The organism is Cyclobacterium qasimii M12-11B (assembly GCF_000427295.1).
Classification (GTDB): Bacteria; Bacteroidota; Bacteroidia; order Cytophagales; family Cyclobacteriaceae; genus Cyclobacterium; species Cyclobacterium qasimii.
In genome coordinates this window covers 79049-104967 of the sequence record NZ_ATNM01000139.1, presented here as the reverse complement: position 1 = coordinate 104967, position 25919 = coordinate 79049, and the positions used below count along the sequence as shown (strand labels likewise).

General features: G+C 37.3%; 24 protein-coding genes. 15 read left to right on the top strand and 9 right to left on the bottom strand.

What is annotated here, in order from left to right; all coding sequences use genetic code 11:
* Positions 1–649: 649 nt before the first annotated feature.
* The 15 genes from ADICYQ_RS17705 (at position 650) to ADICYQ_RS27180 (ending at position 11109) form a co-directional block, all read left to right on the top strand.
* A complete protein-coding gene (locus ADICYQ_RS17705; RefSeq protein ID WP_020891176.1) occupies positions 650–2299 on the top strand; it encodes a serine hydrolase domain-containing protein in 1650 nt (549 codons plus the stop codon).
* A gap of 266 nt (positions 2300–2565) precedes the next feature.
* Positions 2566–2916, top strand: a complete 351-nt coding sequence (locus ADICYQ_RS17700) for a type II toxin-antitoxin system RelE/ParE family toxin (RefSeq protein WP_020891175.1) — start codon at positions 2566–2568, stop codon at positions 2914–2916.
* Position 2917: 1 nt separating this feature from the next.
* On the top strand, positions 2918–3223 hold the full coding sequence (locus ADICYQ_RS17695; RefSeq protein WP_040416981.1) for a helix-turn-helix domain-containing protein: 306 nt from the start codon (positions 2918–2920) through the stop codon (positions 3221–3223).
* 269 nt (positions 3224–3492) lie between these two features.
* Positions 3493–4005, top strand: a complete 513-nt coding sequence (locus tag ADICYQ_RS17690) for a hypothetical protein (RefSeq protein ID WP_146948227.1) — start codon at positions 3493–3495, stop codon at positions 4003–4005.
* A 616-nt stretch (positions 4006–4621) separates the two neighbouring features.
* Positions 4622–4840, top strand: a complete 219-nt coding sequence (locus ADICYQ_RS17685; protein ID WP_020891171.1) for a hypothetical protein — start codon at positions 4622–4624, stop codon at positions 4838–4840.
* Position 4841: 1 nt separating this feature from the next.
* Positions 4842–5144, top strand: a complete 303-nt coding sequence (locus tag ADICYQ_RS17680; protein ID WP_020891170.1) for a type II toxin-antitoxin system RelE/ParE family toxin — start codon at positions 4842–4844, stop codon at positions 5142–5144.
* A 474-nt stretch (positions 5145–5618) separates the two neighbouring features.
* Complete coding sequence (locus tag ADICYQ_RS17675; RefSeq protein WP_146948225.1) at positions 5619–5867, top strand: hypothetical protein; 249 nt, start codon at positions 5619–5621, stop codon at positions 5865–5867.
* Entirely contained in the window at positions 5860–6168 is a 309-nt protein-coding gene (locus tag ADICYQ_RS17670; RefSeq protein WP_020891168.1) for a type II toxin-antitoxin system RelE/ParE family toxin, read from the top strand. Before ADICYQ_RS17675 ends, ADICYQ_RS17670 begins: the two co-directional genes overlap by 8 nt.
* Positions 6169–6508: 340 nt before the next feature.
* Positions 6509–7516 carry an amidohydrolase family protein gene (locus ADICYQ_RS26240; protein ID WP_161625615.1) on the top strand — a complete coding sequence of 336 codons (1008 nt, stop codon included), beginning with the start codon at positions 6509–6511 and terminating at the stop codon, positions 7514–7516.
* A 53-nt stretch (positions 7517–7569) separates the two neighbouring features.
* Complete coding sequence (locus tag ADICYQ_RS17660; protein WP_020891166.1) at positions 7570–7980, top strand: immunity 70 family protein; 411 nt, start codon at positions 7570–7572, stop codon at positions 7978–7980.
* A 522-nt stretch (positions 7981–8502) separates the two neighbouring features.
* Positions 8503–8823 carry a DUF3192 domain-containing protein gene (locus tag ADICYQ_RS17655; RefSeq protein ID WP_161625614.1) on the top strand — a complete coding sequence of 107 codons (321 nt, stop codon included), beginning with the start codon at positions 8503–8505 and terminating at the stop codon, positions 8821–8823.
* Between the two features lie 225 nt (positions 8824–9048).
* Positions 9049–9387: a type II toxin-antitoxin system RelE/ParE family toxin gene (locus ADICYQ_RS17650; protein ID WP_040416948.1), complete on the top strand. Its 339-nt coding sequence runs from the start codon at positions 9049–9051 to the stop codon at positions 9385–9387.
* Positions 9384–9671, top strand: coding sequence for a helix-turn-helix domain-containing protein (locus ADICYQ_RS17645; protein ID WP_040416947.1), 288 nt, complete (start codon positions 9384–9386; stop codon positions 9669–9671). The genes ADICYQ_RS17650 and ADICYQ_RS17645 overlap by 4 nt, the downstream gene beginning before the upstream one ends.
* A 260-nt stretch (positions 9672–9931) precedes the next feature.
* On the top strand, positions 9932–10588 hold the full coding sequence (locus ADICYQ_RS27185) for a hypothetical protein (RefSeq protein WP_020891162.1): 657 nt from the start codon (positions 9932–9934) through the stop codon (positions 10586–10588).
* The gene (locus ADICYQ_RS27180; protein ID WP_051160268.1) at positions 10585–11109 is read left to right on the top strand and encodes a sialidase family protein; all 525 of its coding nucleotides are present in this window, start codon (positions 10585–10587) and stop codon (positions 11107–11109) included. Before ADICYQ_RS27185 ends, ADICYQ_RS27180 begins: the two co-directional genes overlap by 4 nt.
* Positions 11110–11119: 10 nt before the next feature.
* Here ADICYQ_RS27180 and ADICYQ_RS17635 read toward each other — a convergent pair whose 3' ends face one another.
* The 9 genes from ADICYQ_RS17635 to ADICYQ_RS17595 all read right to left on the bottom strand — a co-directional run bounded on the left by ADICYQ_RS17635 (position 11120) and on the right by ADICYQ_RS17595 (position 25776).
* Complete coding sequence (locus ADICYQ_RS17635) at positions 11120–12286, bottom strand: cyanophycinase (RefSeq protein ID WP_020891160.1); 1167 nt, start codon at positions 12284–12286, stop codon at positions 11120–11122.
* An 89-nt stretch (positions 12287–12375) separates the two neighbouring features.
* The gene (locus ADICYQ_RS17630; RefSeq protein ID WP_020891159.1) at positions 12376–17232 is read right to left on the bottom strand and encodes a RecQ family ATP-dependent DNA helicase; all 4857 of its coding nucleotides are present in this window, start codon (positions 17230–17232) and stop codon (positions 12376–12378) included.
* A gap of 249 nt (positions 17233–17481) precedes the next feature.
* On the bottom strand, positions 17482–18228 hold the full coding sequence (locus ADICYQ_RS17625; RefSeq protein WP_235114791.1) for a hypothetical protein: 747 nt from the start codon (positions 18226–18228) through the stop codon (positions 17482–17484).
* A 462-nt stretch (positions 18229–18690) separates the two neighbouring features.
* Positions 18691–20049, bottom strand: a complete 1359-nt coding sequence (locus ADICYQ_RS17620) for an APC family permease (protein WP_020891157.1) — start codon at positions 20047–20049, stop codon at positions 18691–18693.
* 169 nt (positions 20050–20218) lie between these two features.
* Positions 20219–22363 carry an SRPBCC family protein gene (locus ADICYQ_RS17615; RefSeq protein WP_020891156.1) on the bottom strand — a complete coding sequence of 715 codons (2145 nt, stop codon included), beginning with the start codon at positions 22361–22363 and terminating at the stop codon, positions 20219–20221.
* A gap of 672 nt (positions 22364–23035) precedes the next feature.
* Positions 23036–24271 (bottom strand): RNA polymerase sigma factor, encoded by a 1236-nt coding sequence (locus ADICYQ_RS17610; RefSeq protein WP_020891154.1) that lies wholly within the window; start codon positions 24269–24271, stop codon positions 23036–23038.
* 3 nt (positions 24272–24274) lie between these two features.
* Positions 24275–24733 carry a DUF1569 domain-containing protein gene (locus ADICYQ_RS17605; RefSeq protein ID WP_020891153.1) on the bottom strand — a complete coding sequence of 153 codons (459 nt, stop codon included), beginning with the start codon at positions 24731–24733 and terminating at the stop codon, positions 24275–24277.
* An 8-nt stretch (positions 24734–24741) separates the two neighbouring features.
* A complete protein-coding gene (locus ADICYQ_RS17600) occupies positions 24742–25083 on the bottom strand; it encodes a YciI family protein (RefSeq protein ID WP_020891152.1) in 342 nt (113 codons plus the stop codon).
* 153 nt (positions 25084–25236) lie between these two features.
* Complete coding sequence (locus tag ADICYQ_RS17595) at positions 25237–25776, bottom strand: YfiT family bacillithiol transferase (protein WP_020891150.1); 540 nt, start codon at positions 25774–25776, stop codon at positions 25237–25239.
* Positions 25777–25919: the final 143 nt, after the last annotated feature.

Genomic DNA, 25919 nt, shown 5'->3' with positions numbered 1-25919 from the left:
CCCTTGGGAATTTTAACATTTTTTACCAAGTAGCTGATGAAACAATTATAATCACAGCCTTTTGGGACAACCGACAAGATCCCGAAAAATTATCTCGGATTATTTTAAAAGATAAATCATAACTAAGGTCCTTCGATACACTTCGCCCCTTCGACACCCTTCGACAGGCTCAGGGACCAGGCTCAGGGATCAGACTTAGGGATCAGGCATAGATTTCAATCACCCTATTGGGTCCACACTTCAGGGCCTTGGGATTAAGATTTACTGTGGGGAATGGTTTCCCCTATACTTCAAATGCCTATCGATCTACTGAGCCTTTTGAGCTGTAAATCTAAGCCAACTACATTTTTATAGGCTTTTTCACTGAATGATTGCTTTTTTTTCATAGCTTATAACGTTGAAAATTAAGGAAATGTCTAAAGTTGGAAGAAAGGGCATTAATTGCTGGCTTCCTATCTTAGCAGGATTCGGTCAACACATGGTAGAATGCCTGCGGTTTTCAGAGGTTTTAGTAAGCTTGTAATTCGTAAAAAAATCGGTGAAAACTGTTAGGAAATCGCTTCATAATCCCGCAAGACAACATACCATAAACCGTTGGCATTAATTGAAAAACGTTACTTCATTCTTAATCATTAAAAAAGTTGAAAAAATGAGAATCCTACTACTTATATTATTTTCATCATTTAGCATTTGCTCTTTTGGACAAAATAGCTTGAATGAAAGAATAGATTCCATTTTGTCAGCGCAGGTTGTTACCGAATTAGGCCCTGGTTTAACAGTTGGTGTTGTTAAAGATGGGGAGCTTGTTTATAAGAACAATAATGGCTTAATGAATTTGGAATACAATATCCCATTTAATGACGCTACGACATTTGAACTTGCTTCAGTAACCAAGCAATTTACCTCAGCCTGTATAGCCATACTCGAAAAACAAGGCAAACTCTCGGTAAATGATGATGTAAGAAAAATTGTTCCTCAATTGTATTTTTCTGGAGATACGATAAGAATTAAGCACTTATTAAATCACACTAGTGGAATACGGAATCATAATGTTTTATTGGACTTATCAGGATTTGATTATGAACACCAGGGTTATACAAATAAAACGATTCAGCAACTGATGTTCCGTCAAAAAGGAATGAACAATAAACCGGGAGACAAGTTTCTTTATTCAAATACAAACTATGTTTTGCTGGCACTTATCGTTGAAAGAGTGTCAGGAATGCCTATTCATCAGTTTGCTGAAAAGGAATTGTTCGAGCCTCTTGGGATGAGTAATACTTTCTATAGCAGCGACTTAAGGAGCGTCGTTAAGAATCGTGCTTATCCTTATTTTCAAGTAAAAAATGAATTCAAACAGCCAAAGTCGTTAACACTTTGTGTTGGAGCTGGCGGAATGAGTAGTACGATTTCAGACTTAATAACCTGGTCTCAGGTTTTTCTAGACAGCAAGCACCCTTTCTCCTATGTTGCAGATTTTGTCACAAAACTTGATACACTGAACAATGGTGAAGAGATGCAACACGCTCGTGGAATGTTTGTGACAGCTTATAAGGGCTATAATACTCTTAATCATAGCGGCAGAGACTTAGGGTTGCGGTCCCAATTCATCTGTATTCCCGATTTAGATCTTGGAGTAGTTGTTTTTGCTAATTCTGAGGAGATCAATGCTGTGGATGTATCCTACAAAATCCTGGACTTTTATATTCAAGATCTTCCTCAAAACGAATTCAATCAGGCAAAGTACAATCATAAGAAAGAGGAGTTGAATCAATTTATAGGAAATTATCAAGAATTAAATAGTGATTTGAGAATGCACCTATTTATAAACAATGACACACTTAATGCACAGAGCAGTTATGGAAGAAATCCGGTGCAACTCAATTCAGTATCTGACAATTCTTTTGCTAGAATTGACAATGCTTCTGTGAAATATACCTTTCTTTCAGAAAAAAAATCAGAGGCAGATTTACTCGTAGATTTTGGAGGAGCGGTGTTTTACTTTGAAAAGATTGAATTAGCAAGTGACCCAAATCCAAATGTCTCTGAATATTCAGGTAGCTACTTTTCTGAAGAGCTAAATATTGGTTACGAGATCATTGTTTCAGATCAAGAATTGATTTTGAATTACCCAAATAATCAAGGGTTGGTATTGAAAGAAGGGGAAAAAGATGTTTTTGGAGCAAATAGAAGAACCAAATATGCTTTTATACGAGATGATAAAAATAAGGTGACTTCTTTTTATGTAGCATCAGAAGGAACAGTAAAAGATATTTTATTTGAAAAAGTAAACCAGTAAGCTGTGGTAATCCAGCAGGTGAAAATCCTACCTAAATAATGTGTTGTGTATTTGGAAGAACTACCGACAGTCTAACACGTGAGGGTTTCGCTGAAGTTTGGCAATCGGTAAGAAGTATTGGGGGCCTGATCGTTTATGACTTATCATTATAGGTACTAATAGAGTAGGCTGTCGGGCGATACGCTATTGTGTCATTTATAGGTCTAAATACCAAAAAATTAAAAGATTCCTGAGATTTTTGTACCATTATTCATTAACTTTACGTAATGGATAAGAAGAGGAACCTGATTTTTTATAAGAACCATTTCTCTGAATTCTTCGATAAGTTGCCGGTTAAGGTCCAGAATAAAATGGACCAGGTGCTGTATATGGTGATGATATTGGAAAGGATTCCCATAAAATTCTTTAAACATATTACAGGAACAGACGGTCTTTATGAAATCAGGGTGGAGTTCAGCAGTGATATTTACAGGATTTTTTGCTGTTTTGATGATGGTAATTTGATAGTACTCTTCAATGGTTTTCAGAAAAAGAGCCAAAAAACACCGAGGAAAGAGATAGAAAAAGCTTTAAGCCTAAAAGCAGATTACTTTAATGATAAGCAAAACCCCTTTTAAGATGGAAAATTTGGATAAAAAGAATGTAACAACCTTTGAGGAGCATTTAGAAAAAAGATATGGGGCACCAGGAACGGATTTAAGAACATCATTCGAGGCCAAGGCGAGTGCTTTTGCCATAGGTGAGCTGATCAAGGAAGAGAGAAAGCTATCGAACATGACCCAAGAGCAACTGGCACTGAAAATCGGTACAAAAAAGAGCTTTATTTCAAGAATTGAAAATGGTAAAAGTGACATTCAATTGTCTACTTTGTATAGGATTCTTGAAATTGGGTTGGGCAAGAAAATATCCTTTACGATAGAATAAGGGGAAACGCACGCTATAATAAATATGCATTCTGAGGGCTGTAATCTTTGGTTACTCTTCACCCCCCGACTTTAAATGCTTATCGATCTACGGAGCCTTTTAAGCTGTAAATCTAAGCCTAGCACATTTTTACAGACATTTTCAATGATACATTGCTTTTTTACAACCTAAAATGTTGAATATTAACGGTATGTGTAATACAGGATGATAGGAGGATAACTGCTGTCTACACTTATACTTGACCGTTGCGTGCATTAAAATAAAACTAAATGACAAAAAGAGACTTTTTCATACTGATAATAAAAGTGTTCGGACTACTCTCAGTCGTGACCACACTTTTTTCAGCTTTACCGAGCAACATATCATTCGCTATGATGGGCATTGATGCACTTTCAATCCTTTGGATTGCAATAGCCATAATGGTTGTTGTTGGACTTTTTGTAGCCTTGATATTTAAAGCGGACAAAGTAGTTGAACTATTAAAACTTGACAGAGGGTTTGATGATGATAAAATCGAAATTGGAAGCCTTGAACCGGCTGATATTATCAAAATCGGAACTTTTATTATCGGTGGACTTTTGATTTTGGACAATATTCCAGCCTTTCTAAGTCATACTCTTTTTGCTTTAAAGGGAGATGTTGTTGGACTTGAATATAACAACATCCAAGACAAGTTTAATTGGGCTGTCAGCGCACTGAATTTAATAATCGGTTTCTTGCTAATAACAAATTATGAATTTGTAGCGAAAATATTGAAAACCGAGAAAACAGAAAAAGAATAAAAGAACAACACGCCAACAATGCTAAAAAATTATAACCATTCAGCAGGATGGCAAGGCATTTTAGCCGGGTCTTGAATTTGCCACAAAGCTGTAGTAATCTAGCAGGTGATAATCCTACCTAAATAATTTGCTGTTCCTTTAGAAGTAAAACCGCCAGTTAAACGCCTGAGAGTTTCGCTGAAGCCTGTCAATACCTTTTTAGAAAGCTTTATGAAGAACGGTATGGGGGAGAAGTATTTGAGGTGCGGATCGTTTATTACTAATTGCCTTTAAATGTGCAAATAAAGTAGGTTATCAGGAACAAATCTACGGAGGCATTTATAAATCCAAATACCAAAAAACTGAAAGTTTCTTTAAATTTTCGTGCCATTATTTGTTTAATCGAGGGACAAGAAGAGGAACCTGATTTTTTACAAGAATCATTTCTCTGAATTCTTCGATAAGTTGCCAGTTAAGGTTCAGAACAAGATGGCACAGTTGCTGTACCTTGTAGATATGTACGTAATTTTTTTTTAAAACGGGGATATATACAGTTGATGGGCTTTATTTAAAAAATTCGTCCTTCCATCAGAAATTTAGGTTTAAATCCTTATTTTTGATTATAAAATAAAATGCTATGGATATTCAAGCTGAAAAAATCGAACTGGTTAAAATGCTTTTGGATACTGAAAATCCAAAAATAATTGAATCCATTAAAAAAATATTCAAAAAAGAAGCATCTGACTTTTGGGATGATTTATCTATCGAGCAACGTAAAGAAATTGAAAATGCTTCACTTGAAATTAAAAATGGAGAAGTAACGGATTACGATACTTTTATGCAAAAACACAGGTAAATTGAGCAGAAAAGTTTTTCTTTCAAAAACAGCCGAAAAGAAATTAGATAAACTTTTTAAGTATTTAATTACGGAATGGTCTGTTAAGGTTAAAACTGACTTCGTTGAAAAATTAGATTCATCATTAGAAATAATTAAAAAACAACCTGAAATATTTCCGGAATCTAAAAAAGGAGAAGGTTTAAAAAAATGTGTTATCACAAAACAAACGATTTTATACTATCGCTATAATTCCAAGCGAATCAATATTGTTACGTTATTTGACACAAGACAAAACCCGAAAAAATTAGACAAAGAGATATAAAAATTAAAGCCCAACCGAGTGGATGGCCCCGAGCCAAAAGCCTGTGGAGCACTCCTCGCAGCATTCCACTCGATCGAGACCAGATAGAATACCGAAGTTTGCTCTGAAGCCAGCTTTGGTTTCAGGGGACAAGAAAATACTTTGAAACCGACACAAACCATATGCAAACCATTGATGTGTCACCAAGCTATGGTAATCCTGTAGGTGTAAATCCTTCCTAAATAATTTACTGTTCCTTTAGAAGTACAACCGACAGTTAAACGCCTGAGGGTTTCGCGGAAGCCTGTCAATACCTTTTTAGAAAGTTTTATGAAGAGCACAATCGGCAAGAAATATTGGTAGGCGCTGATGGTTAAGAATTTATATTTATCTTTAAAGGCATTAATGATTAGCCTATCAGGTGGTACTCTAAAAATCTGGGGATCAATTTACAACCTAATTAAGATTTCTTACTTTTACAAAAAGAATAAATTCATGAATTCAGCAGAGATTAAGATTGACTTATTTAGAAAACTAGATTCGCTCAAAGGGAAACGACTAGAAGAAGCTTATGGGATACTGTTGAATTATATCAATGGTAAGTCTGAGGTTGATGATTGGCAAAACCTTACTGCTGAACAACAATCGGCTATCCGTCATGGTGTGGAACAACTAAACAATGGCCAGGGGAAAAATCATAAAGACGTAATGGCAGAAATGAGAAAACGTTTTACAAATGACTAAAAAAATCATTTGGTCCCCCGATGCTGAAAGCGACTTTGCAACCATACTTGAATATTTAGAACTGAAATGGGGTAATAGAATCACGAGTAGGTTCATCAATAAAGTAGATGACAGCATTGAACTTATTTTAGAAGATCCTAAAATATTTCCTTTGATTAATGAAGAGATGCAGATAAGAAAGAGTGTAATAACGAAACAGAATACACTATTCTATAGAGAAAACGAAGACAAGATTGAAATCGTAAGACTTTTTGATACTCGGCAAGATCCTAAAAAATTGATATTCGAGAAAAAAGAATAAAGGAGCACAATAATTTGTATAATATGTTAAGGTTAAGTAAACCTAAGGCATAGGTATTCCAGGGTATCCGGTGAAGCCTTTTTGATAAAGTGTGTTTGGTGGTATGGTCATGGTCTGACATGCCTGCCTTAAACTCCTTGTTTTATAGCAATTGATCCAAATTACAAACCATCCATTAATAATTCTACCATATAATTAATGGTACAAGACTAGTTTTCTTGTCCTAAAACATTAATTTGGAAGATAATTCATAAAAAGAGTTGGGTACATAGGCTGTATAGACACAATTTCTTAGCAACATGTGTATATACAAATGTTATTGAGCAACAAAAACATCATTATGGATTCATTCAAAATCTTGTGCGTTATCACAGTTCTTCTTTCTGCCTGCCAGAATACGGGTGATAAAACCTCAGTCAGCGACGAGGAAAGAATGGCCGATAGATATGACGGTCCTATCATAGATATGCACATCCATGCAGTAGACGATCGAAGTGCGCAAATCGGAATGGAATACAATAATCCACAAACAGGACAGCAATTCCTCGGATCAAAATCACCCAAAGAACATATAAATGAAACCCTTGCCAAATTCAAGGAACATAACATTGTAAAGGCCGTGGTTTCCCCAGAATTTAGTATTGAAAAGGGTTCTCCTACAGAGGAATGGTACAACTATGCCCCCGAGACGGTATTGATGGGGGTTCCCTGGACAGAATTGGTTTCTCTTGATACCCTGAGGCAAAAATATGCGGAAGGCAAGTTGCATGTTCTGGCCGAAATGGCACCCATGTATAATGGGATTTTACCTACGGATGAAAGAGTAACACCTTACTTCGATTTAGCAGAAGAATTGGATCTTCCCGTTGGTTATCATCTCCTGCCTGGTGGACCTCCTGGAGCGGCTTATACTTTTGCCCCAAAGCTACGAGCAGCACAAGCTAAGCCTTTGCAGTTCGAAGAAATCTTGGTCTCCCATCCTAAAATGAAAATTTACATTATTCATGCTGGTTGGCCTTACCTGGAGGACATGAAAGCTCTAATGTATGCCCATCCACAGGTTTATGTCGATATAGGTGTCATTGATTGGCTTCTACCGAGACAAGAATTTCACAACTATCTCAAAGGTTTGGTTGATGCGGGTTTTGGAAATCGGATAATGTATGGCAGTGATCAAATGATTTGGGTAGATGCGATTGATGATGCCATTGAATCAATCAACTCTGCTGAATTCCTGACGATGGAACAAAAAGCAGGCATATTTTATAACAATGCGGCACGGTTTCTTGGCTTATCGGAGGACGAGATAATGAAACATCATGAAATTGCAGCTCATAACAATAGATAAATTGCATTAAAACGCATTTTATCAAGGTCGATGTAACCAATTAGAGAAAAAAAATGGGCGTACATTTAAGGACAAGTCATTTCATCTACGAAGTCGGTTCGAGTGAATTTTTCATTTCCTTTTTTGACACTATTGAAATTCGACTAACAAAAGGATTATTTGGGAAAAATTATCCGGTAGTACTGACGGACTTTTATAGTGGAAAGATTTCACTCGATAAATTAGAGACTGCTGAAAAAGAATTGGCGGAAATCCGAAAAAGACTAAAAAGACTTAAACCCTACAAAGTCGTTTGGGACAAAAATGACTTGGCAAGGCAGCCGCCCTGGGGAAATGAAATAAGTGAAGATGTTACCAACCTATCAAACTATTTCGTGCCCTCAGATGGACGAGATTTGTTTGAAGTAATTTTCAGGGCAATTGAAATGGCTAAAAAGGAAAAATGCGAACTGATAATTGAATAAATAAAGACTGCTTAAGAATGAATTGCTTCCTACCGTCAGCTACGACATCTTATACTGAGCGTTAGTGGACCACAAAGCTGGTGTAATCCTGTAGGTGTAAATCCTTCCTAAATAATTTACTGTTCCACCTATGCAGTTTTTGGGAATGTAAATCTAAGCCAACCACATTTTCACAGGCTTTTTCAATGATAGTTTGCTATTTTTCAGAGCTTAAAATGTTGAATATTACGGTATGTGTAATAAAGGATGAAAGGAGGATAACTGTTGTCTTCCTGGCTTAGCAGGACTCGTTCAACAGGGTATATCGTTTATGGCGGGAGATGTGCTAAATAGGAGTGATTTTTCAATTAAAAAAATAGAGGTGAAGTTGAAGGATTTGTGTTTCAAATTCGCCAATAAATCATATACTTGCCGTTATAGGAAAGTGTAGGATAACAATCAAAATATGGGATTGGATTATGGACAAATAATCAAAATTAAATCACTCAATCCTATTAACAATATTCAAAAATAATTATGTATTTGAAAAAGTTTAAAAATTGGATTCTTTCAGCTTTTCTAATGGTATTCCTTCATTCCTGTGCTTCTTTACAGGTAGCCCATATGACAAGTGCTGAGATGAATAAGCTAGAACTTGGTATGTCGAAAGAACAGGTGACTCAGATATTAGGAACTGACTATACAATTGCGGAAAAGCGATTAGAAGACGACAACGAAATAGAAGTTTTGTCTTATAGGGACCATTTTGAAAATGACGAATTTTATTTATTTGTTTTTAAAAATCAAAAATTAGAAAAATGGTATCGTGAATTGTTACCAAAAGAAAGAATTGAAAATAAGTAGTTTTTTGCTCAATCTTGATTTTGAATGAAGCCTAAGATTAGCGTTAAGATTTAATGTTTTTATAGATTAAAATAAACAAACACCTACCTCATTGCTAAAACTAAATTTGAGGGCCTTGAAGAGCAAATTGAAGTTAGACAAGCAAACGTTTGAAAATAAAATGAGTGTTTACAATTAACGAAACTTTTTGTAACTTTGATTCGTAATTGGACTTAGAAATGATTGATGAAACGCTTTGAAACCAGGCTTTTAAAAGAAGCATTTGAATTTGTCCAAAAACAGGATTTAAAGGTTAGGAAGAAAATATTACAAAACATAAGAAGAGCTGAAGAACATTCTGACCCAAAATTCTTTAAAAAACTCACCAATGAAATTTGGGAGTTTCGGATTTTATATTCGGGAATACAATACAGGTTATTGGCATTTTGGGACAAAGAGGATAAAACTGAAACGTTTGTTTTTGCCACACATGGAATTATTAAGAAAACGAGCAAAGTGGATAAAAAAGAGATAGACAAAGCGGAAAACATTAGAATAAATTATCTGAAGAGCAAAAAGCAATGAAAAGTTACAAATTGGAAGAAGCAGAAGACCTTTTGATTGGAGAAAAAGGAACTCCGGAAAGAGAGGAATATGAATTTGAGCTTAAACTTGAACTAATAGGGGATATGATTAAAACTGCCCGAAAAAAGAGAAATTTGACACAAGAACAATTAGGGGAATTGGTTGGCGTTAAAAAAGCTCAAATTTCAAGATTAGAAAACAGTACCGGAAATGTGACTTTTGAAACGGTAATGAGAATTCTAAATGCTTTGGGGGCAAAATTGAAATTTAACTTACAATTCTAATAAAACATTAACCAAACAAGTACATGAATAAAGGCTTGGCTTTATTGTGTTCCTAAGCCATCGGGACTTGTGTTAGTGATGAGCAATATTGTCTTAAGGATTATAAATCTTCTTTTCGGGAATAAAGATGAGTACCGATTTATTAATTGCGCTATATAAGCAATACTTAGCGGGCAAGTAAAGAAAGGGGCTGTTTTAGTAAGGAATATTAATTAATATTGAACTACCTAGGTCAGTTTACAAAACCCAAATATTTACCCATGAGAAGTTTTTTATTATTGCTTGCCGTTTTTAGTTCATTTTCATTAAATGCCCAGCAAATTTTACCGGAGAATTGGGACCCTGTTGCCCAAGGAAATAAAGTGCTTGAGCGATTGGTGAAGGTTACTGCCCCTGAAGTCAAAGGAGCGCATGATGCTGAATTTGTCTTGGTGGATGACTACGCTTATATAGTGGCTGAGGTCAATGACCTGCAACCTGGCGAGAGTGGTAATTGGGACTTTATTTATTCTGCCATGTCTATTGTTAATTTAAAGACTTTAGAAACAGAGAAGATTATCCCTTTTGCACGCAGTGAACAAAGTTTTGAGAATGTTACCCTTCCAAAAGGGCAATGCTGGATACCGCGGATCATTCAGAAGGATAAGAAAACGCTTCGCATTTACTTTGTTAGCGAACTATCAGGAGAAAACGCTCATTCACAGGTTTGGTACATAGACTATAATTTGCGCTCAGGAAGCTTTTCGAAGAAGATTTACAAAGTAAAATTAAAACAGCCGCCGGTAAACTGGATTTTACCACTGAAAACTTTTATAGGGATGCCCAAGCCCATGGCTTTAATAAAAAGCCGGTTGGATACGGTGCCTATCTTTTTGATTCCTTCAAAGAATTTGACGGGAAAACCTATATTGCCTTGAACAACTTCCCCGGGAAGCAAAATGCCTTGGCTGTGGCAAATAAAAAACTGGATACTTTTGAAGTGCTAGGTCATTTCAATGAACCCCAATCGGCGAATTTGTCTGAATCTTCTGTCAATCGCCTTCCTGATGGCAGATGGATGGCCATTTGTCGTAGGGATGAGGGAGACAGGAATTACTACATCAGCTATAGCAAAGACGCTCATGACTGGACCGTTGGTCAACCAATTCCTTCTATCCCCAATGGGACAAGCTCAAAGCCAACATTTGATTATTTTGATGGAATCTATTACTTAGGCTGGCAGGAAGCAAGCCAAGTGGATGGCGTTTCTCGTAGCGTATTTAATATTGATGTTTCTCGTGACGGGAAGGAATGGGAGCGCAAATACAGCTTCAGGACCACTAAATCTTTTCAGTATCCAAGCTTTGCTAAACACGACAATAGTATCTGGCTTATCACAACACAGGGCGACTTTTCATCCAGTCGCAAAGAGCGAATTATGTTTGGGAAGCTGGAATAAGGGTTTTCTTTTAGCTTTCGTCTAATTTTCTCCATGTGGTACTTCCATGCTGGTAATAATTGAAACGATCGATGGATCCGAATTTGTCTTTTTCAAAATAGAATACCGCATTGGTATTGGGTCTGAAAAAGGTCAGGGCATGATCGTATTTGACCTCATAGGAGGTGCCATTCCATGATTGTTCAAAATAGCATTTACCGCCTTCTATTGTCACCTTTATTTGAATGTCATTCCCAATCTCAAGCCCTTCGGCTTGCTGGTAGGTTCCTTCCAGTGTCAATGGTAGCGGAGCATTGATGCTGCCTTCTAAGCGGTCTTCAGGGAAGATTACCTTTCGTTTTTGTAGGTCATACTCGAGGTTAGCGGTCAACAAATAAAACTGTTCTACATCTGGTGAAAGTTTGTAAATCGTATCCCGTTCTGCTGACCACCGCGTGCCATCGTAGATACTGACATACCCCGCTCCAACAACCTTAAAATGGTCCTGATTAACAATTACCCCTGTGTTTTCTTCGATGCCAATCCCAAGGAGCTCAGGAAACCTTCTTTTGATTTCAAACATGTCAAACTGCCTGTTTCTTGCGAGATGGTGTTGATCAATGGCAATGTGTTCTACCAGGCCAAAACCATCAGGATAATCTCCAATCATCAAAGTGTGGTCTACCGAATCTCCCCTGACAAGTAGGGAGCCCATGATAGATGCCCCGGCAGAGGTTCCCGCGATGATTTTCCCTGCATTGTAAATCGTTTTTAGGGAGGTGACGACTTGAGTGTCCTTGTAGGTTTTGGCCAATCTCCATTGTCTACCTCCAGTCATCCAAACCCCATCCGCTTCAAGAAGGATGGCATTTAAAGAATCCCCATTGGCGATTTCGCGGCTTCGGGTGTGTACGATCGATATGTTTTTAAAGCCATGATCCACGAAAGGCTTTTTAATCCTGTTGAGGTCAAATTCAGAGTCGAGCAGGTTGTCCTCCATGGCTGTAGGGATAATTACAATCTTACTTTCAAGTCCACCTGCTAATCCTGAAAATTGTGTTAAAAAATAATCATTGGTGCAATCTCCTCCCATAATCAATAAGGACCCGGCCTTAGGATTCAACTGCTGGGCTTGGCTTTGGAAGAAAACCAATAAAATAAATGCGAGGAATAGGGGTTTGGATTTATTGATTTTCAATGACTTAAGGATTGTTTGAATGCATCAAAATATATAAAGAAATTAATTGTTTGAGTAATTACCCTGGCCATGTGATGCATTCAGGTATGTCAATAGGCTATAGAAGGGTTATTTCCTAAGTCGGGTTCAATTATAGTCTGTGGGCTAGTTCTTTTAAAATGCAATTCAGGCAAGACAACCTTGAATTCCTTTTCAGTTTCTTCATCTTTCCAATTTACGACAAAGTTCACTTTAACTGAGGAAAGTTGGTAACCCCGCTTTTCCAATCCATCCATTTGGCTACGGAATTTCTTTGAAAACTTCAATATGGGATCTCCTTCTTTATCAAAGCAGGCTCCATCGTTAGTTTGTAGTTCATCCCCACTTTTTAATTCAGAAGTCCTATATTGAGTGGACTTAAAGAAACTTAACCATACGTCTTTATAGCTTAGCTGCATCACCATAATAGCTGGTTCAGGCCAAAGCTCATGGTCTTCTATTTTCAACAAATCATCTACAATGATTTTATCCAGGAAATCCCCTATTAAATGGATAACCAGATTCTTTTTAGCCCTTGTCATGGCAACATACAAAAGCCTTATGTCCTCGGTTGTCAGGTGATTAAGGTTTTGTAGGAGTAAAAAGACATTGTCAAATTCTTTGCCTTTTGCTTTATGTATGGTCGAAACCAAAATAGTGTCTCCTTTTCCAGTAATGAAATCTTCTAGCTTAGATTCACGAATAAAGAGGATGAGATCAGTTTTGTATTTTCTTTTGGGGTTGGATGCTTCAAATTCCTTAATAAGGTTAATGCAAATTTCAATCTTTGAACTCCCCTGATATTTTCTCCATAAAGCCCGTTTGGCTTCCTTCCAAACGTCTTCATTAATCACGAAAATATCGTCGTCTAAATCCAATTGATTCAAAAAGAAACGAACTTCCACCAGATTGTATAAATTAAAACCATCATTGCTCTGGATTAATTTGGCGGGAATATTATTCTTAAGCAACAAGCCAGTGATTTGCAAAGCTTCATCATTTGACCGGGTCAATACACAAGTAGTTCCTTGTAGTTCTGTGCTACTGATGTCATCCACTAAAGGAGAAATCAGATGCTGCCCTTGGTGTTTCACTAGTCGTATTCTCCCATTTTCAGGAGAGACTGCTTTTATTTGACTGCTTTTTAATCGATTTGGAAGGTTTTCAATGAATTGATTGGTGAACTCGACCAGGTTGCTTTGGCTTCTGTAATTCGCTGTCAGTTCATATTTAATCGCTTGTTTTTCATTTATAAATTGCTGCAAGTATTTGGAATCGGCACCTCTAAATTCAAATATGTTTTGGTCGTCATCGCCAACAGCAATTACTCTCATGTCCTCATTTCTTTCCATTAAAGCATTCACCAAGGCAAATTCATCCGCATCCATGTCTTGGGCTTCATCTATTACCAAAACGGTCTTTGTAATTCGGTTGGCCTCTACTTCTCCACTAGCTATTTTTTCAACTGTTTTTTTGATGATGTCCAAAGACTTGTCTAAGTTTCCAATTTTCCCAAGCAAGTCAAAACAGTAAGAATGGAAGGTTTTGATCTCGATGAAATTAGCAGCATTTCCAATTAGTTTCAATAGCCTTTGTTTGAATTCCGAAGCTGCTGCTCTAGAAAAGGTAACCATTAGCAATTGTTCATGTTTCACATCTTCCATAAGAAGTAAGGATGCCAATTTATGAACCAGTACCCTTGTTTTACCACTCCCCGGGCCTGCGGCAACCACTATGTTTTTTGATTGATTGTCTTTTATGATTTTTAATTGCCGAGGTGAAAGCTCACCAAAAAGTTGCCTGAATTTAGTTGGTGTGATGTTTCTTTTGATTTCATTCTGTCTACTTCCTTTGAAGTATTTATTCAAAAAAACACTATAGTTCAATTGAAAATAATCTTCTACAAATTGTAAGGCTTCCTTGTAATCGCTGATCATTCTTTTGGCATATTCTCCTACGATATGGATTTGTTGCACCTTGTTTTCATAGAATTGATTCAATTTCTGATAATCTTCGACCTTGTACCGGATTTTATTGTCTTGTTCAATTCTCTCAATGGTCAATGAGTTATAAACGACTAAAAATCCACCTTCAATTTTTATTGCTTCAATTCTCGATAAATAAAAAAGCGTGTCCTCGATGTCTTCAGTTGTAATATCGAGCTTAAATAGCAGAGAAGAATCTTCGTAGGCTTTTTTAAGTTCATGGACCGAAAATTCAATCAGTACTTGCTCTTTGAACTGTACCTCATTCGAGGTTTTGGCGAAGCTTTTGGAATAGAGAAAATCTACAAGAAAAATAGCCAGTTCATGTCGCTTTTTTAATTTCACTTTAAGGTTTTCCTTCGGCTGAATACAGACAACGGCCAAGTGCGTTTTAGAATAGCCTTGCATTTTCCGCTTGATCCAATTTTTGATTGCCCAGAAATTAATAATTGTCTTAATCTTATGGGGGTTTACTTCCTCACAGCCGATTTCTTCCGCTTCTTCATTCAATTCTTTAATTTGAAATGATTTTTCTTCTTCCTGGAAGATTGATAGCAGGAAATTTTCAATTTTCCCATAGGCTTCAACTATGGCAAGTGACCTGTTTTTGTTTTCCCCATTTTTTATAAAAGCAGTTAAATCTTTGGCATCAGCCAAAATATTTTCTTCGCGAAAGAGGCGGATAATATTAATGACCTCTTCCTTAACAATCCCGAGGTGGTCAGAGATGTAATCTACCCGTGATTCTGCTTCTTCATTGTTTGAGTGACTTTTGCTTTTGCTGGAAAAAAGCTTTTTTATTATTCTAACGCCATGTTGTTTTTGTTTATCCTGAAATTTTTCCGAAGCGTTAATTTTATCAATGGCTTCCTGTGCATTTTTCGATAATATACTATTGGCAAAAATTCTAGGCATATTTTGCCCTCTTTTCAAGTAGCCAGCTTCTTCCAATGCTGAAATGGCTGTTTTGACTCTTGATTCAATTTGATCAATATTGTCATTCCAACCAGCTTTACGAGCTATTTCCAATGCAGAATTAGATACCGAGGAGCGAAAACGGGTGATGTGTTTTACTGCTTTCCAAACCTGTTGAATTTCTTTAATACTTAATTTGGTCTGATTGAGTAATATAAAGTGTTTACTAAGATCTTCCTCATTGAATAATACAAAGCAGTCTGCCGATATATTTTCATCCCTACCTGCCCGGCCTGCCTCCTGAACGTAGTTTTCAAGAGAATCTGAAATCTCGTAGTGGACTACCAAACCAACATCTTTTTTGTCTACACCCATTCCAAATGCAGATGTCGCTACCATTATTTGGATCGTTCCATTGATAAAAGCGTCTTGATTTTCGGACTTCTCTTGCTTTTCCATCTTTCCATGGTAGGGTTTGGCCAGAAAACCATCATCGGATAAGCGTTCAGCTAACTTGTAAGCCTTATAGGTTCTTGATACATATATGATTGTTGGGCAGTTTTTTTCCTCAATTAAATTCCTAACAGTATTGTACTTTTGCTCTTCATCATCTTTAGGGTAGACTTTATAATGCAAGTTTGTTCTTGAAGTATTTGAACTAAAAATCTCCAAATCAAGGGAGAGCTTTTCTCGAAAATAATCACAAATATCTTCAATGACTTTTTGTTTTGCTGTTGCTGTAAAACAGGAGACGGGTATTCCCTCATTCCTGTTTTTTTTCAATTGTAAAGAATGAATAAAATCCCCGATGTATAAATAATCAACCCTGAAATCCTGGCCCCATGAGGAGAAACAATGTGCTTCATCAATTACAAATCGTATGATATTTCTTCCCAAAAGTAGATGTTCAATTGATTTTGATCGTAGTGATTCTGGGGAAATATATAGAATGGAAGCGGCTCCATTTTGAACTCTTTCAAATGACTTTGCCCTTTCTATGGGATCTAACAACCCATTAATAGTGACTGCATCCGTTATGGCACTTCTTTCCAGGTTATCCACCTGATCTTTCATTAAGGATTGCAATGGCGAAATCACAACTGTTAACCCCTTTACATTTTCTCCGGCCATTAAGGCAGGAACTTGAAAGGTAATGGATTTACCTCCTCCGGTAGGGAAAACCGCTAGAATTGACTTATTGTAAATTGCGGCTTTTACAGCATTTTCTTGCAATGGTTCATTTCCATAAGTTCTGTAAGCGTCAAATCCAAAAAATCTTTTCAACCCCCAATGAATATTCAATGCTTGGTTACAATACGCACAACCAGGTATACAGGCATTGTTTTTTAACAAATACATGATTCGTTCCACATCAGGGTAATTTCTTAATACCCATGGAGGAGTTATCGAAAGCCGATTTTTGGTATTTATTAATGCCAAACAATAGGATAGTTCTATAGGTGAATGTTCAATTAGTTTTGCCAGGTTTATGTTTTCGCAAATCTGATTTTGGAATTTTTCACGAATTAAGTATTCGATCGCATCTTGTGTATTTTCTAATCCAAGGAAGTTGAAAAAGGCCTTAAATTCCAATTTATCCCATAGTAATTGATAATAAATTTTCTGTAAGGATTTGTCGGTCTGTTGAAAAGCTGAAATTTCATCAAAAAATAAGTCCTTTGCTTTTATGGCATCGTTTAATGGATTGTTTCTTTCATCTGTTTGTAGTTTATCATCTTTTAGTAAAGCATGATAAGGTTTTTTAGGAAAAAGCAGAGGGGAAAGATACAGGGTGTCTATAACGTTTGCAAGGTCAAAATTGACTTCTGTTAGTCCTCTAAGGATGTATTTTAAATCATGATTGATAATATTATGACCACAAATAAATTGAGAATCATAAATGAATGCTACAAACTCAGACATTGAAGGAGAATGATATATCTCCCCATTGCTTTTAATACTACCTAAGTCCAGCACCTTTTGGGTTTTTACTTCTATCTCAGTATCTATGAAAGCTATTGATTTCATGATAATTTTCCCGCTGAATTTATAGCCGGCTATGTTTAGGTTTATTATCTATTAATGTTTTCGCTAAGATAAGAATAATTAGTTGGTTTGGTAATAGTCGTCCTTTAGAAAGCTAATCCTTTTGAGCTATCATTTTTGCAGTTAAATGTACTGACGAATGGTATGATATAAAAATATTATTTTACTGAGGAAAGGTGAAATTTGGGCTGTGACTGATGCCTGTCACAGCCCAAAAATTAGCAGTATTCCCTATAGTTTTTCAATAACAGAATTGATTAAATCTGTTGTAGTACTGTAATCATCATCATTTTCTTTGGCAATTTCTATGGCCTCTTTGGCTACTTTTAATGATTTTGTGTATTCTCCTGTTTTAAAAAGTAATGCAGCGTAGGTGTCAGTATTGGAATAGGTTTGGTCCAGGTCAATAGAGCGAGTTACCCATTCTATTGCTTCTGCCAGTTCGTTTTCATCGTCTTCGTTTTTGTAATGAGACCATGCCAATGAGTTTAAATCCCGTGAGCTATTCCATACAAAGTTGATGTCATTAATACGTTCTGTCTGTATCAGTCGATAGGGGTAAAGGGAGTAGCTCACCACTGCGTCTGAGATCATTCCGTCAACTAAATACAGCACTAAGGGGGCGGAGGTAACATTGAATACATTGTCAAAACCTTTTCCGTCCTCGTTAATATTTGCATGAAAGTTTAAGGCCTTGTCCCAGTCGAGGTGATGTCCTTCATCCAATACATCCTCTCGGTTTTCTTCATTGTCAACATTGATGGTAATTAGGTTCATCATTGACAAGTCACAATCGGTATAACGGTTGATTAAACTAATACAAGGGTAACACCATTCTCCGCTCCATGTTATGATCATGGTCGGAAGTTCTTTGTCCAAATCGTAGGTGTCATAGATATCACTAAATGAAATCGTTTCACCGCTCTTAATGTGTGTTATATCGACATCTATTTGGCCAAAAGATAAACTTGAAGACAAAATAAGTAAAAAAATACTAGGGGTAATGTTACTTTGTTTTTCATGAGAAATATACTTTGATTATATAAGGTGATAAATATTTGCTTTGGCTGCTAAAATTTTTTAAAAACAATTCTTATAGTTTATCTGCCCAAGAAGAGGTTTTATTTAGGTTAAAAATGGTTTCCTGAATCTTAAAAAAGTAAGTTCATAGCTAAAGATCAAAGGGATTCCTTTCGCCAATTAAAAAAAACGTACCCTTGTTTGGGAGCTCAAAATACTATTTTTCAGCCATTAGTAATATTTTTTTCAAAAAAAATAAAATTTAATTCAGTCTTATATTTCATGATGGAGCCAATAGAGTAGGTTTAATTTTGCAATGCCTAAAATTAAAAGCGCATTATACAAGAGGATTTCTTAACGCCTACGAAGAGCGTTTTAATCGCAAGAAAACCAGTCTATTTAAGGGCTAATGTTTAAATATTAAAGCTCCAGTTCGGCTTCATACGTTCGAAACGCTACTGGTTTAGAACCACTATTTTGTTTCTTTTTAGAAAATATCCAGGCTCCCATAGCAAGTAAAATGTACAGTACAATTATAGCCAGCATCTGCTCCCAGTTGTTCGTCAATTCGTAATACAAAATCATTATTCCACCTATCCCAAGGCCAAATATTGACAGCAAGGTTAAAAAAGTGGATGACTTTGTTTTCTCTCTTATTTTATAATTGGCTATTCCCATTAATAAGGAGACCAATAGAAAGGTGACACTTCCAAATTCCAGTATCAGTTGCAAACCACCAATAAGGATTAATAAACAGGAAATAATCGCCATGGTGATGATGGCATTTTGTGGACTGTTGTTTTTTCTGATAGAAAGTATGTGAGGGAAAAAACCATCTTTTGCAATGACAGCCATTTGGCGTGATGAGCCAAAAAGCGTTCCGCTGATGGCACTGCTCGTCGCTAAAATGGCACCTAGAATCACTAGGTTTGCTCCAAGCTTTCCTAAAATACTTTCAGCACCTGCAGCAAGGGCGAACTCTTTGTTTTTGATGATTTCCTCTGTTGGAATGGCGAACAATGCCCCCATCGAGATAACTTCATAGATCAATACTGCCAGTACAATGGCACTGTAGATTGCTCTAGGGATATTCTTATCGGGATTGGTCATTTCATTCACTGCGTTGATGACTAGTTGAAACCCTTCATAGGCCACAAAAGTCAGAGAGGCTACTATAAGGATAGAATAGAAACTTGAACCCTCTAAATCTATCGCCATGTTCCCTATAAAAGTACCGAAGTCAGTAGTTCCATGGTTGATCAACACAACGGAGATTATGGTTAGGACTACAAGCTTTGTGTACACCATTAAGTCCTCAATTTTCCCCATTCCATTGACACTCCAAACATTAATTAAGGTAAATAGTCCGATGACAGCCATGGCAATGCCTTTACGGACCCAAATGTTTTCTGCAAATTCAGTACTGCTTATGGCATAAGCCGAAAAAGTATAGGCATACAGCGCCAAAGTACTTATATAGCCGAAAATGATGAACCAACCTATGGCTGAGGCCGAAAAATCAGATCCTGGATAGGTGCGTTTAAAGAAGGAATAGGTTGCGCCCTCGTCTTTGTAATACAAACCCAGTTTCACATAAGAATAAGCAGCTAAAGCTGCGATCATGCCACCTACAATGATGGCAATTGGTGTTAGGTTACCAATGAGTGCAACAGAAATTCCAAGTATGGTGAAAATGCCACCACCCACCATACCACCGAGGGCAATGGCTATTAATTCAGCCAGACCCAGGCTTTTATTTCTTTTTCTATGTTGCGTCATTTATTATTTGAATTGGCTGATTATTGATGGATTGAGGGCAGCTCTAGGGTGAAAACGCCAAATTTAGCAATTACTTTCTGAATTGGAAATCCTTTGGTTTTATTCACTGAAAACAGCTTAATCATCAAAAAAGCAGGCTATAATCTGATCTATACTGTTTAAAGCACTCTTACCTGTTTTCGTTTTTGTGTAAGGCATAGCTTTTATTTTTCACCCCTTCTTTTAATTCATGCAATATCCAGGAATCTTCGTTTTCACCCTGCTCCAGGATCCAATTCCTTTTGGGATCAGTCAATAGTTTTTTGATGTTCCGTGGAAAAGCATTGGCCGATCGGGCATGCTCCCATGTGCTTATCGTTCTAAATATTTCGTATTTCTGAGGACAACTTTCAACCTCTTTTTGGTTCAACTCCAGACTATAAGTAGTGCCAAGGCCTACAGATATGGCTTGTATATGTGAATATTGTTCAACCGTTGAGTTGGCATTGATTGCAAAATTACGGCCCATGCCTACAGGGAAAAAATTGGCGTAAGTTACATCGCGTAGATCCTTGCCCTGACTAGTGGTGCTGCCCCATTCCCTGGTTTCCACATCATATAAATTCTTACCTCCTCCCACATTCCAGATACTTTGGTAATGCCAGGAACCTTCAGATAAGGTGGCGCCTGTAAAGCGTATAGGAAGAATACCATGCATGGCCGCTCTTTCAAACATTTTTCGAAAAAAACGTTTTGCGGAATAGTAGCCATGTCCGTTGTTAAACAAAAACTCCTGCCCGTCAAAGTCATAATAACCTATTCCATTGATGAAGCACACATCGGCATAGTATGCTGCTATTTTATCCTGAAGCTCCATGTTGGGAATCAGTCCATCATAGCCATAATTTAAGGTTACCTGCAACTTGTAAATGGTGTCATTTTTAGCGTGGTGGAGGGGTTTTGTTTCCCAATACCCACGTTTTACATTTAAAAGCCTGTAGGGTTTGCTTTCTGAGACACCCAGATAATAAATGAGTTCCTTGCCAATTTTTATCATATTCAGGTTCTCAGCATGGCCTTCCCAACTTGCGATTTCATCCAAATAAGTTGGGTCATCTACCACAATAAGGGTATCGTCGGGACTGATGGAATTCACTAACAAGCGTTTTTGCTGGTAACAAAGGCTATCGCTTGGGATTGGGCTGGCATCTTTAGTGCCTGGAGCCAAAGCAGTTGTAATTGTGGTCCTACCAATTGTAATCCCATATTTGGCTGCCATTTCAGCAAATTCCTTGTGGGATTTATTTCCAGAGGTAAGCTGTATAGGCTTTCTCTCAAAATCTTTCCCATCAATATAGCCTTCATCTCCTCGGTCAGGCCTGACAAAACCCTGGTCCCAAAGGCTGATTGTCTTAAAACCCAATTGGGAAGTATAGGAGATGATGCTGTCATTTAATCCTCCGTGAGCCATGGCATCTGGCACAAAAGCCGAAGGATCTTTTATCCATTTTTCGTTAATGGTGGGGTAGGGCAATCCTTCTGACAATACAATGTTCTGAATAACCTCCATTAAAGCAAGGCTGTCAGGGCTGCCCCACAATGCTATTGAGGAGCCTATGTAGTCAATTCCTGGCAATGGCTGAACTTCCAAATGATTGGGCGTATTCACTGCCATGTTGGGGATCAAAGAATAATAGACCTCTCTCTTTTTAGTCCGATCTCTTGACTGGTAATTAATGGAAATTCTCCCTTTGTCGTCAACAGTAGCCGTATTGCCGTACATTATCCTGAAATAAGGTTCTTTGTGCGCATAAAATGCTACATCATTAATCCCGTCACCTCCAAGTGTAAAAATTTGCCCTTCTTGCAAGGAATCAGGTAAGGGGTAGCGCGAAGGGTCAGGTGAATGGATAATGTACTGAAATGGCGCAGCATCTGCTATGGTTTCTGATGTACCTCCAAGGGTGTTGTCATCCAGAGCGAGCATTCCTATGGCATAATTGACCAGCTCGCTGGTGTCTCTTGCAACCCCAATGATCTCCCCGAAAAGATTCGTGATATTCGTATGGTAAGGTCCCCATTGAATGCCTTCAATTCCCTCAGATTGGCTAAGGGATTCAAGAGTGAATTTGAAATATTTGTTTTTCGTTTCCAGGCTTATTTGTGCAACAGACCCGTTGGAGAAATCCAGGGTTATAGCCTTTCCCTTCTCATTAAATGTCGCCTTAATTGGTTTATAATAGGTTTCTTTTTCACCATCATAGAGGCACATTAAAGGAGAAGGTTTATCTGCTGGACTAAATTCTAGATTTGGGGACACCAGGCTGTTTTTCATGCTGGTGATAAAGCCCTTGTCGTCAATCTTGATTTTAAAATACGAGGTACCAAAGTTACCCTGCTCTTTGTTTGAACAATTACTTATTAGAAGAATGAGAAGTAGCCATCCGGAAAAGTATCTAAACTTATTGTTACTGAAAGTATTACCAAGCATAATGAAATTCTTAATTAATGGGGTTTCTTTGAGGACAAGTAGTTGTTACCAGCTTTGATGTAATTGAAAGGATTGTAGCCAATAGCAGAAGGTGCCTTAAGGGTTGAATATAAAGCAAAAAAATGGGCGTTCCAATGGTGAAAAAGCTTAAGCTAATTTTCTATTGAATTGCTTAAAATCAAATCCAAAGGGATTCAACTCCTTAAATGATGAGAAGAGGGCCGGATTTAGCTACGCTACTTTACGCTTTGCTGATGCCTTGGTCTCCCATACAGTACTTTAAACAATTAGAGTAATCCATAATGGAATAAGCGGATATTGCACCTATTTCAATAGCCCTAAAGGGGTGAGATATCACAATCAGGAAGGTAATCCTGTAGAGAAGTGGACGAATATTAGCAAGATCAAGGCTTAAACTTGGCAGAATGGGAATAAAGTTTTGGGGTAGGTTAGATTGAGACAATTATACCAAGGGTTGGAAGGCTTGGTTTTATATTAATCTTCTGCTTCTCACCACTAGCCTCTGGCTTTCGCTAATTTGTCCTTTAAAAATAGCTTGTCATTTTCGTTTTTAGCCAGTTTTATGGCTAAATCCAAATGGTGGATATGTTTGGCCGGATCTATTCCATTGTATAATTCAGCCAGAAGGGATTGGTAAAGATGGTTCTGTTTTAAATCGATTTTCAATGCTTGTTTCAAGGCTGTTTCCTTACTTTCTGCCATCGCCAAAGCATAGGTCCTGTTCAAGGCGGTAATGGGTGAATATTCGATTTGGAGAAGTCTATTGTACAATTGGAGAATGTTGATCCATTTATCTTTCTCTGGCATTTCTATTCTTGTGTGCCAGAAAGCAATGCCTGCCTCTAAATGATATTTCGATATTGGCTTGCCTTTAGCCGATAGGTTGAGATAGTATTCTCCTTTGTCGATTAGTTCAGGATCCCACTTTGTTTTGTCTTGATCTTCATAGAGGACTTGTTGTCCGGTTTGATCAAACCTCGCTTCAAATCGTGAGGAATGAAAACAAAATAAGGCCATAAGTGCATTCGCGCTTGGGACATTAGTGTTCTCATTCTCGGTCAATATATAGAGTAGCCGCATGGCTTCAAGACATAACTCTTTGCTAATTGTATTGGAAGCAGTGGAAGAATAGTAACCTTCATTAAAAAGCAGGTACAGAATTGATAGTACATTGTCCAATCTGTTTTCTAGCTCCGCGCTTGAAGGAAATGACAGATCAATGTTGTTTTCCCTTAAGGTCGATTTTGCTCTGTAAAGCCTTTTGTTAATGGTGTCCTTTGAACTTAAAAGGGCATTGGCAATTTCTTCAACCCCAAAACCACAGAGTATTCTTAAGGCAAGTGCGATTTGTGATTCATTGCTATTGATAGGGTTGCAAACAGCAAACAGCATTTTCAGTTGACTGTCATTGATGTTTTCCTCGGAAAGGTCAAGTTCCAGTTCGTAGGACGCTGCTTGTGCATCCTTAAGGGCCACTGAGACCTTATCAGTAAAGATTTTTGTCCTTTTGAAATGGTCTCTTGTTTTGTTTTTGGCGACGGTATAAAGCCAAGCGGTGGGGTCATCAGGAACACCCTTGAGTCCCCAGGTTTCGGTAGCCAAAAGAAAGGTGTCGTTTGCAATGTCTTCTGCAATTTCTATGTGTACTATTCCAAATAATTTACAGAGTACAGAAATAATTTTCCTGTACTCTGTTTTGAATAAATGAGGAATGAGTTCCTTCTCTTTCATAAATTATACCCCAAACTGAGTTAGGTGATGGTCCAGGTGTTTGTAAAACAGGTTGTTCCATTCATTAACATTCAATTTACCAAATGAATGAGACTCTTTGTTGTCAAAACTACTTTCGCCCAACTGTTGCGTTTTATTGATGTAATCAATTAAGCGGTTTTTCTCTGTTTTAAAATCTCTGGAATCCTTTATAATGAAAGCTGGAGCCGTTTGTGAATTGCGTTTATAAGGCGTTTCACTTGTTACAATTTTTTTCACAAATGTTTTCATTATGGCCTTCATAAAGAAGTTTGGTTTCGGGTGCTTTTGGCTATAGACCAATTCATAGGAAACATTGCAATGGGCAAGCATTTCGGAAATGTTCATTTTCCCCCAACCTGATTGTGTTTCTGGCTTTAGGTTGTTAATTCGATGAATTACATCGTCTGAAATGTCCTTGCTAAATATATTAGGTAATGCCATTGTATATATTAGTTAATAACCATTACATCCCTAATTTCCACTTTTCCGCCCATTAAAAGGGTTGGACAACCTTCGGAAAGTTTCACCGCATCTGCAAGGTTGTCGGCTTTTACAATAATATAGCCTCCAACAATCTCTTTTACTTCGGCATAAGGTCCATCGCTCACAACTCCGTTGGCGTTTACTGTTTGGCCTTCATAGCCCAATGCATTGGTGCTAACGAATTTTCCCTGTGCGGCGATTCCTCCGATCCAATCCTGCCATTGATTGACCATTGCCTGCATTTGTTCTGGCGACGGTTTTGGCTGATCGGCTTTCTCTGTTCTGAAAATCATCATAAATTCTTTCATAATTTCTATATTTTTTATTTATACCTCTATGACGATTGGGCTATTTGAAATAGGACATCAATGATGATTTTTTTATTTTTATTGAGGCCGAGCAAATAGATTTTCTCTATAGTCAGAACCATTGATCCGACCCTGACCATTCAATTTTATCAGTTAATGGTATTTCCCATTTGAGGCAATGCCATTTTTGATATGGCCCAAATGATGGTTACAATGCCAGGCATAATTCCCAATAGTTTCAGCCAAATTGAATTTTTCTCCATGTACAGGATGCGTATATTCCAGGCTCATTTGTTCATTGCTTAGGCTTCTCAGAAGAACTCCCCATTTTTCATGCAATCCGTTCAACAGTTTCAGTGAATAGCTGATGTCGTTGTCTTGGGAATCAATCAATTCGGCCCATTTGTCTTCAAAATAGGGTTTGATTGTTGGGTGGTTTTCTGTTAAAGTCAGCTTAAATCGAATAAGGCTATTCATGTGACTGTCACTGCAATGGTGTATGACTTGTTTTACCTTCCAGCCACCTGGTCTATACCTCCAATTAAGCTTTTCAACCGAAATATTACGGGTTAAGTCCTGAACTCTAGCTGGAAAATCTTCAATTTCACTAATCCATAGGGCGATTAAGTCACTGCTAGGATTTTTGTTGGGTATATATTCTCCAATGGGGAATTTGAGTTTTTGGATATCCATGTTGGTGCATTTCTATAGTGAACTATGGTGGCTAAATAAAGAATGGCATCCTAAAAGGAGCTTTCACTTTATCAATAAACCGTATATAGGTGCTAGAAGGTGAATTTATAATAAAAATTTGACCGTTCCTACGGACGAAATGA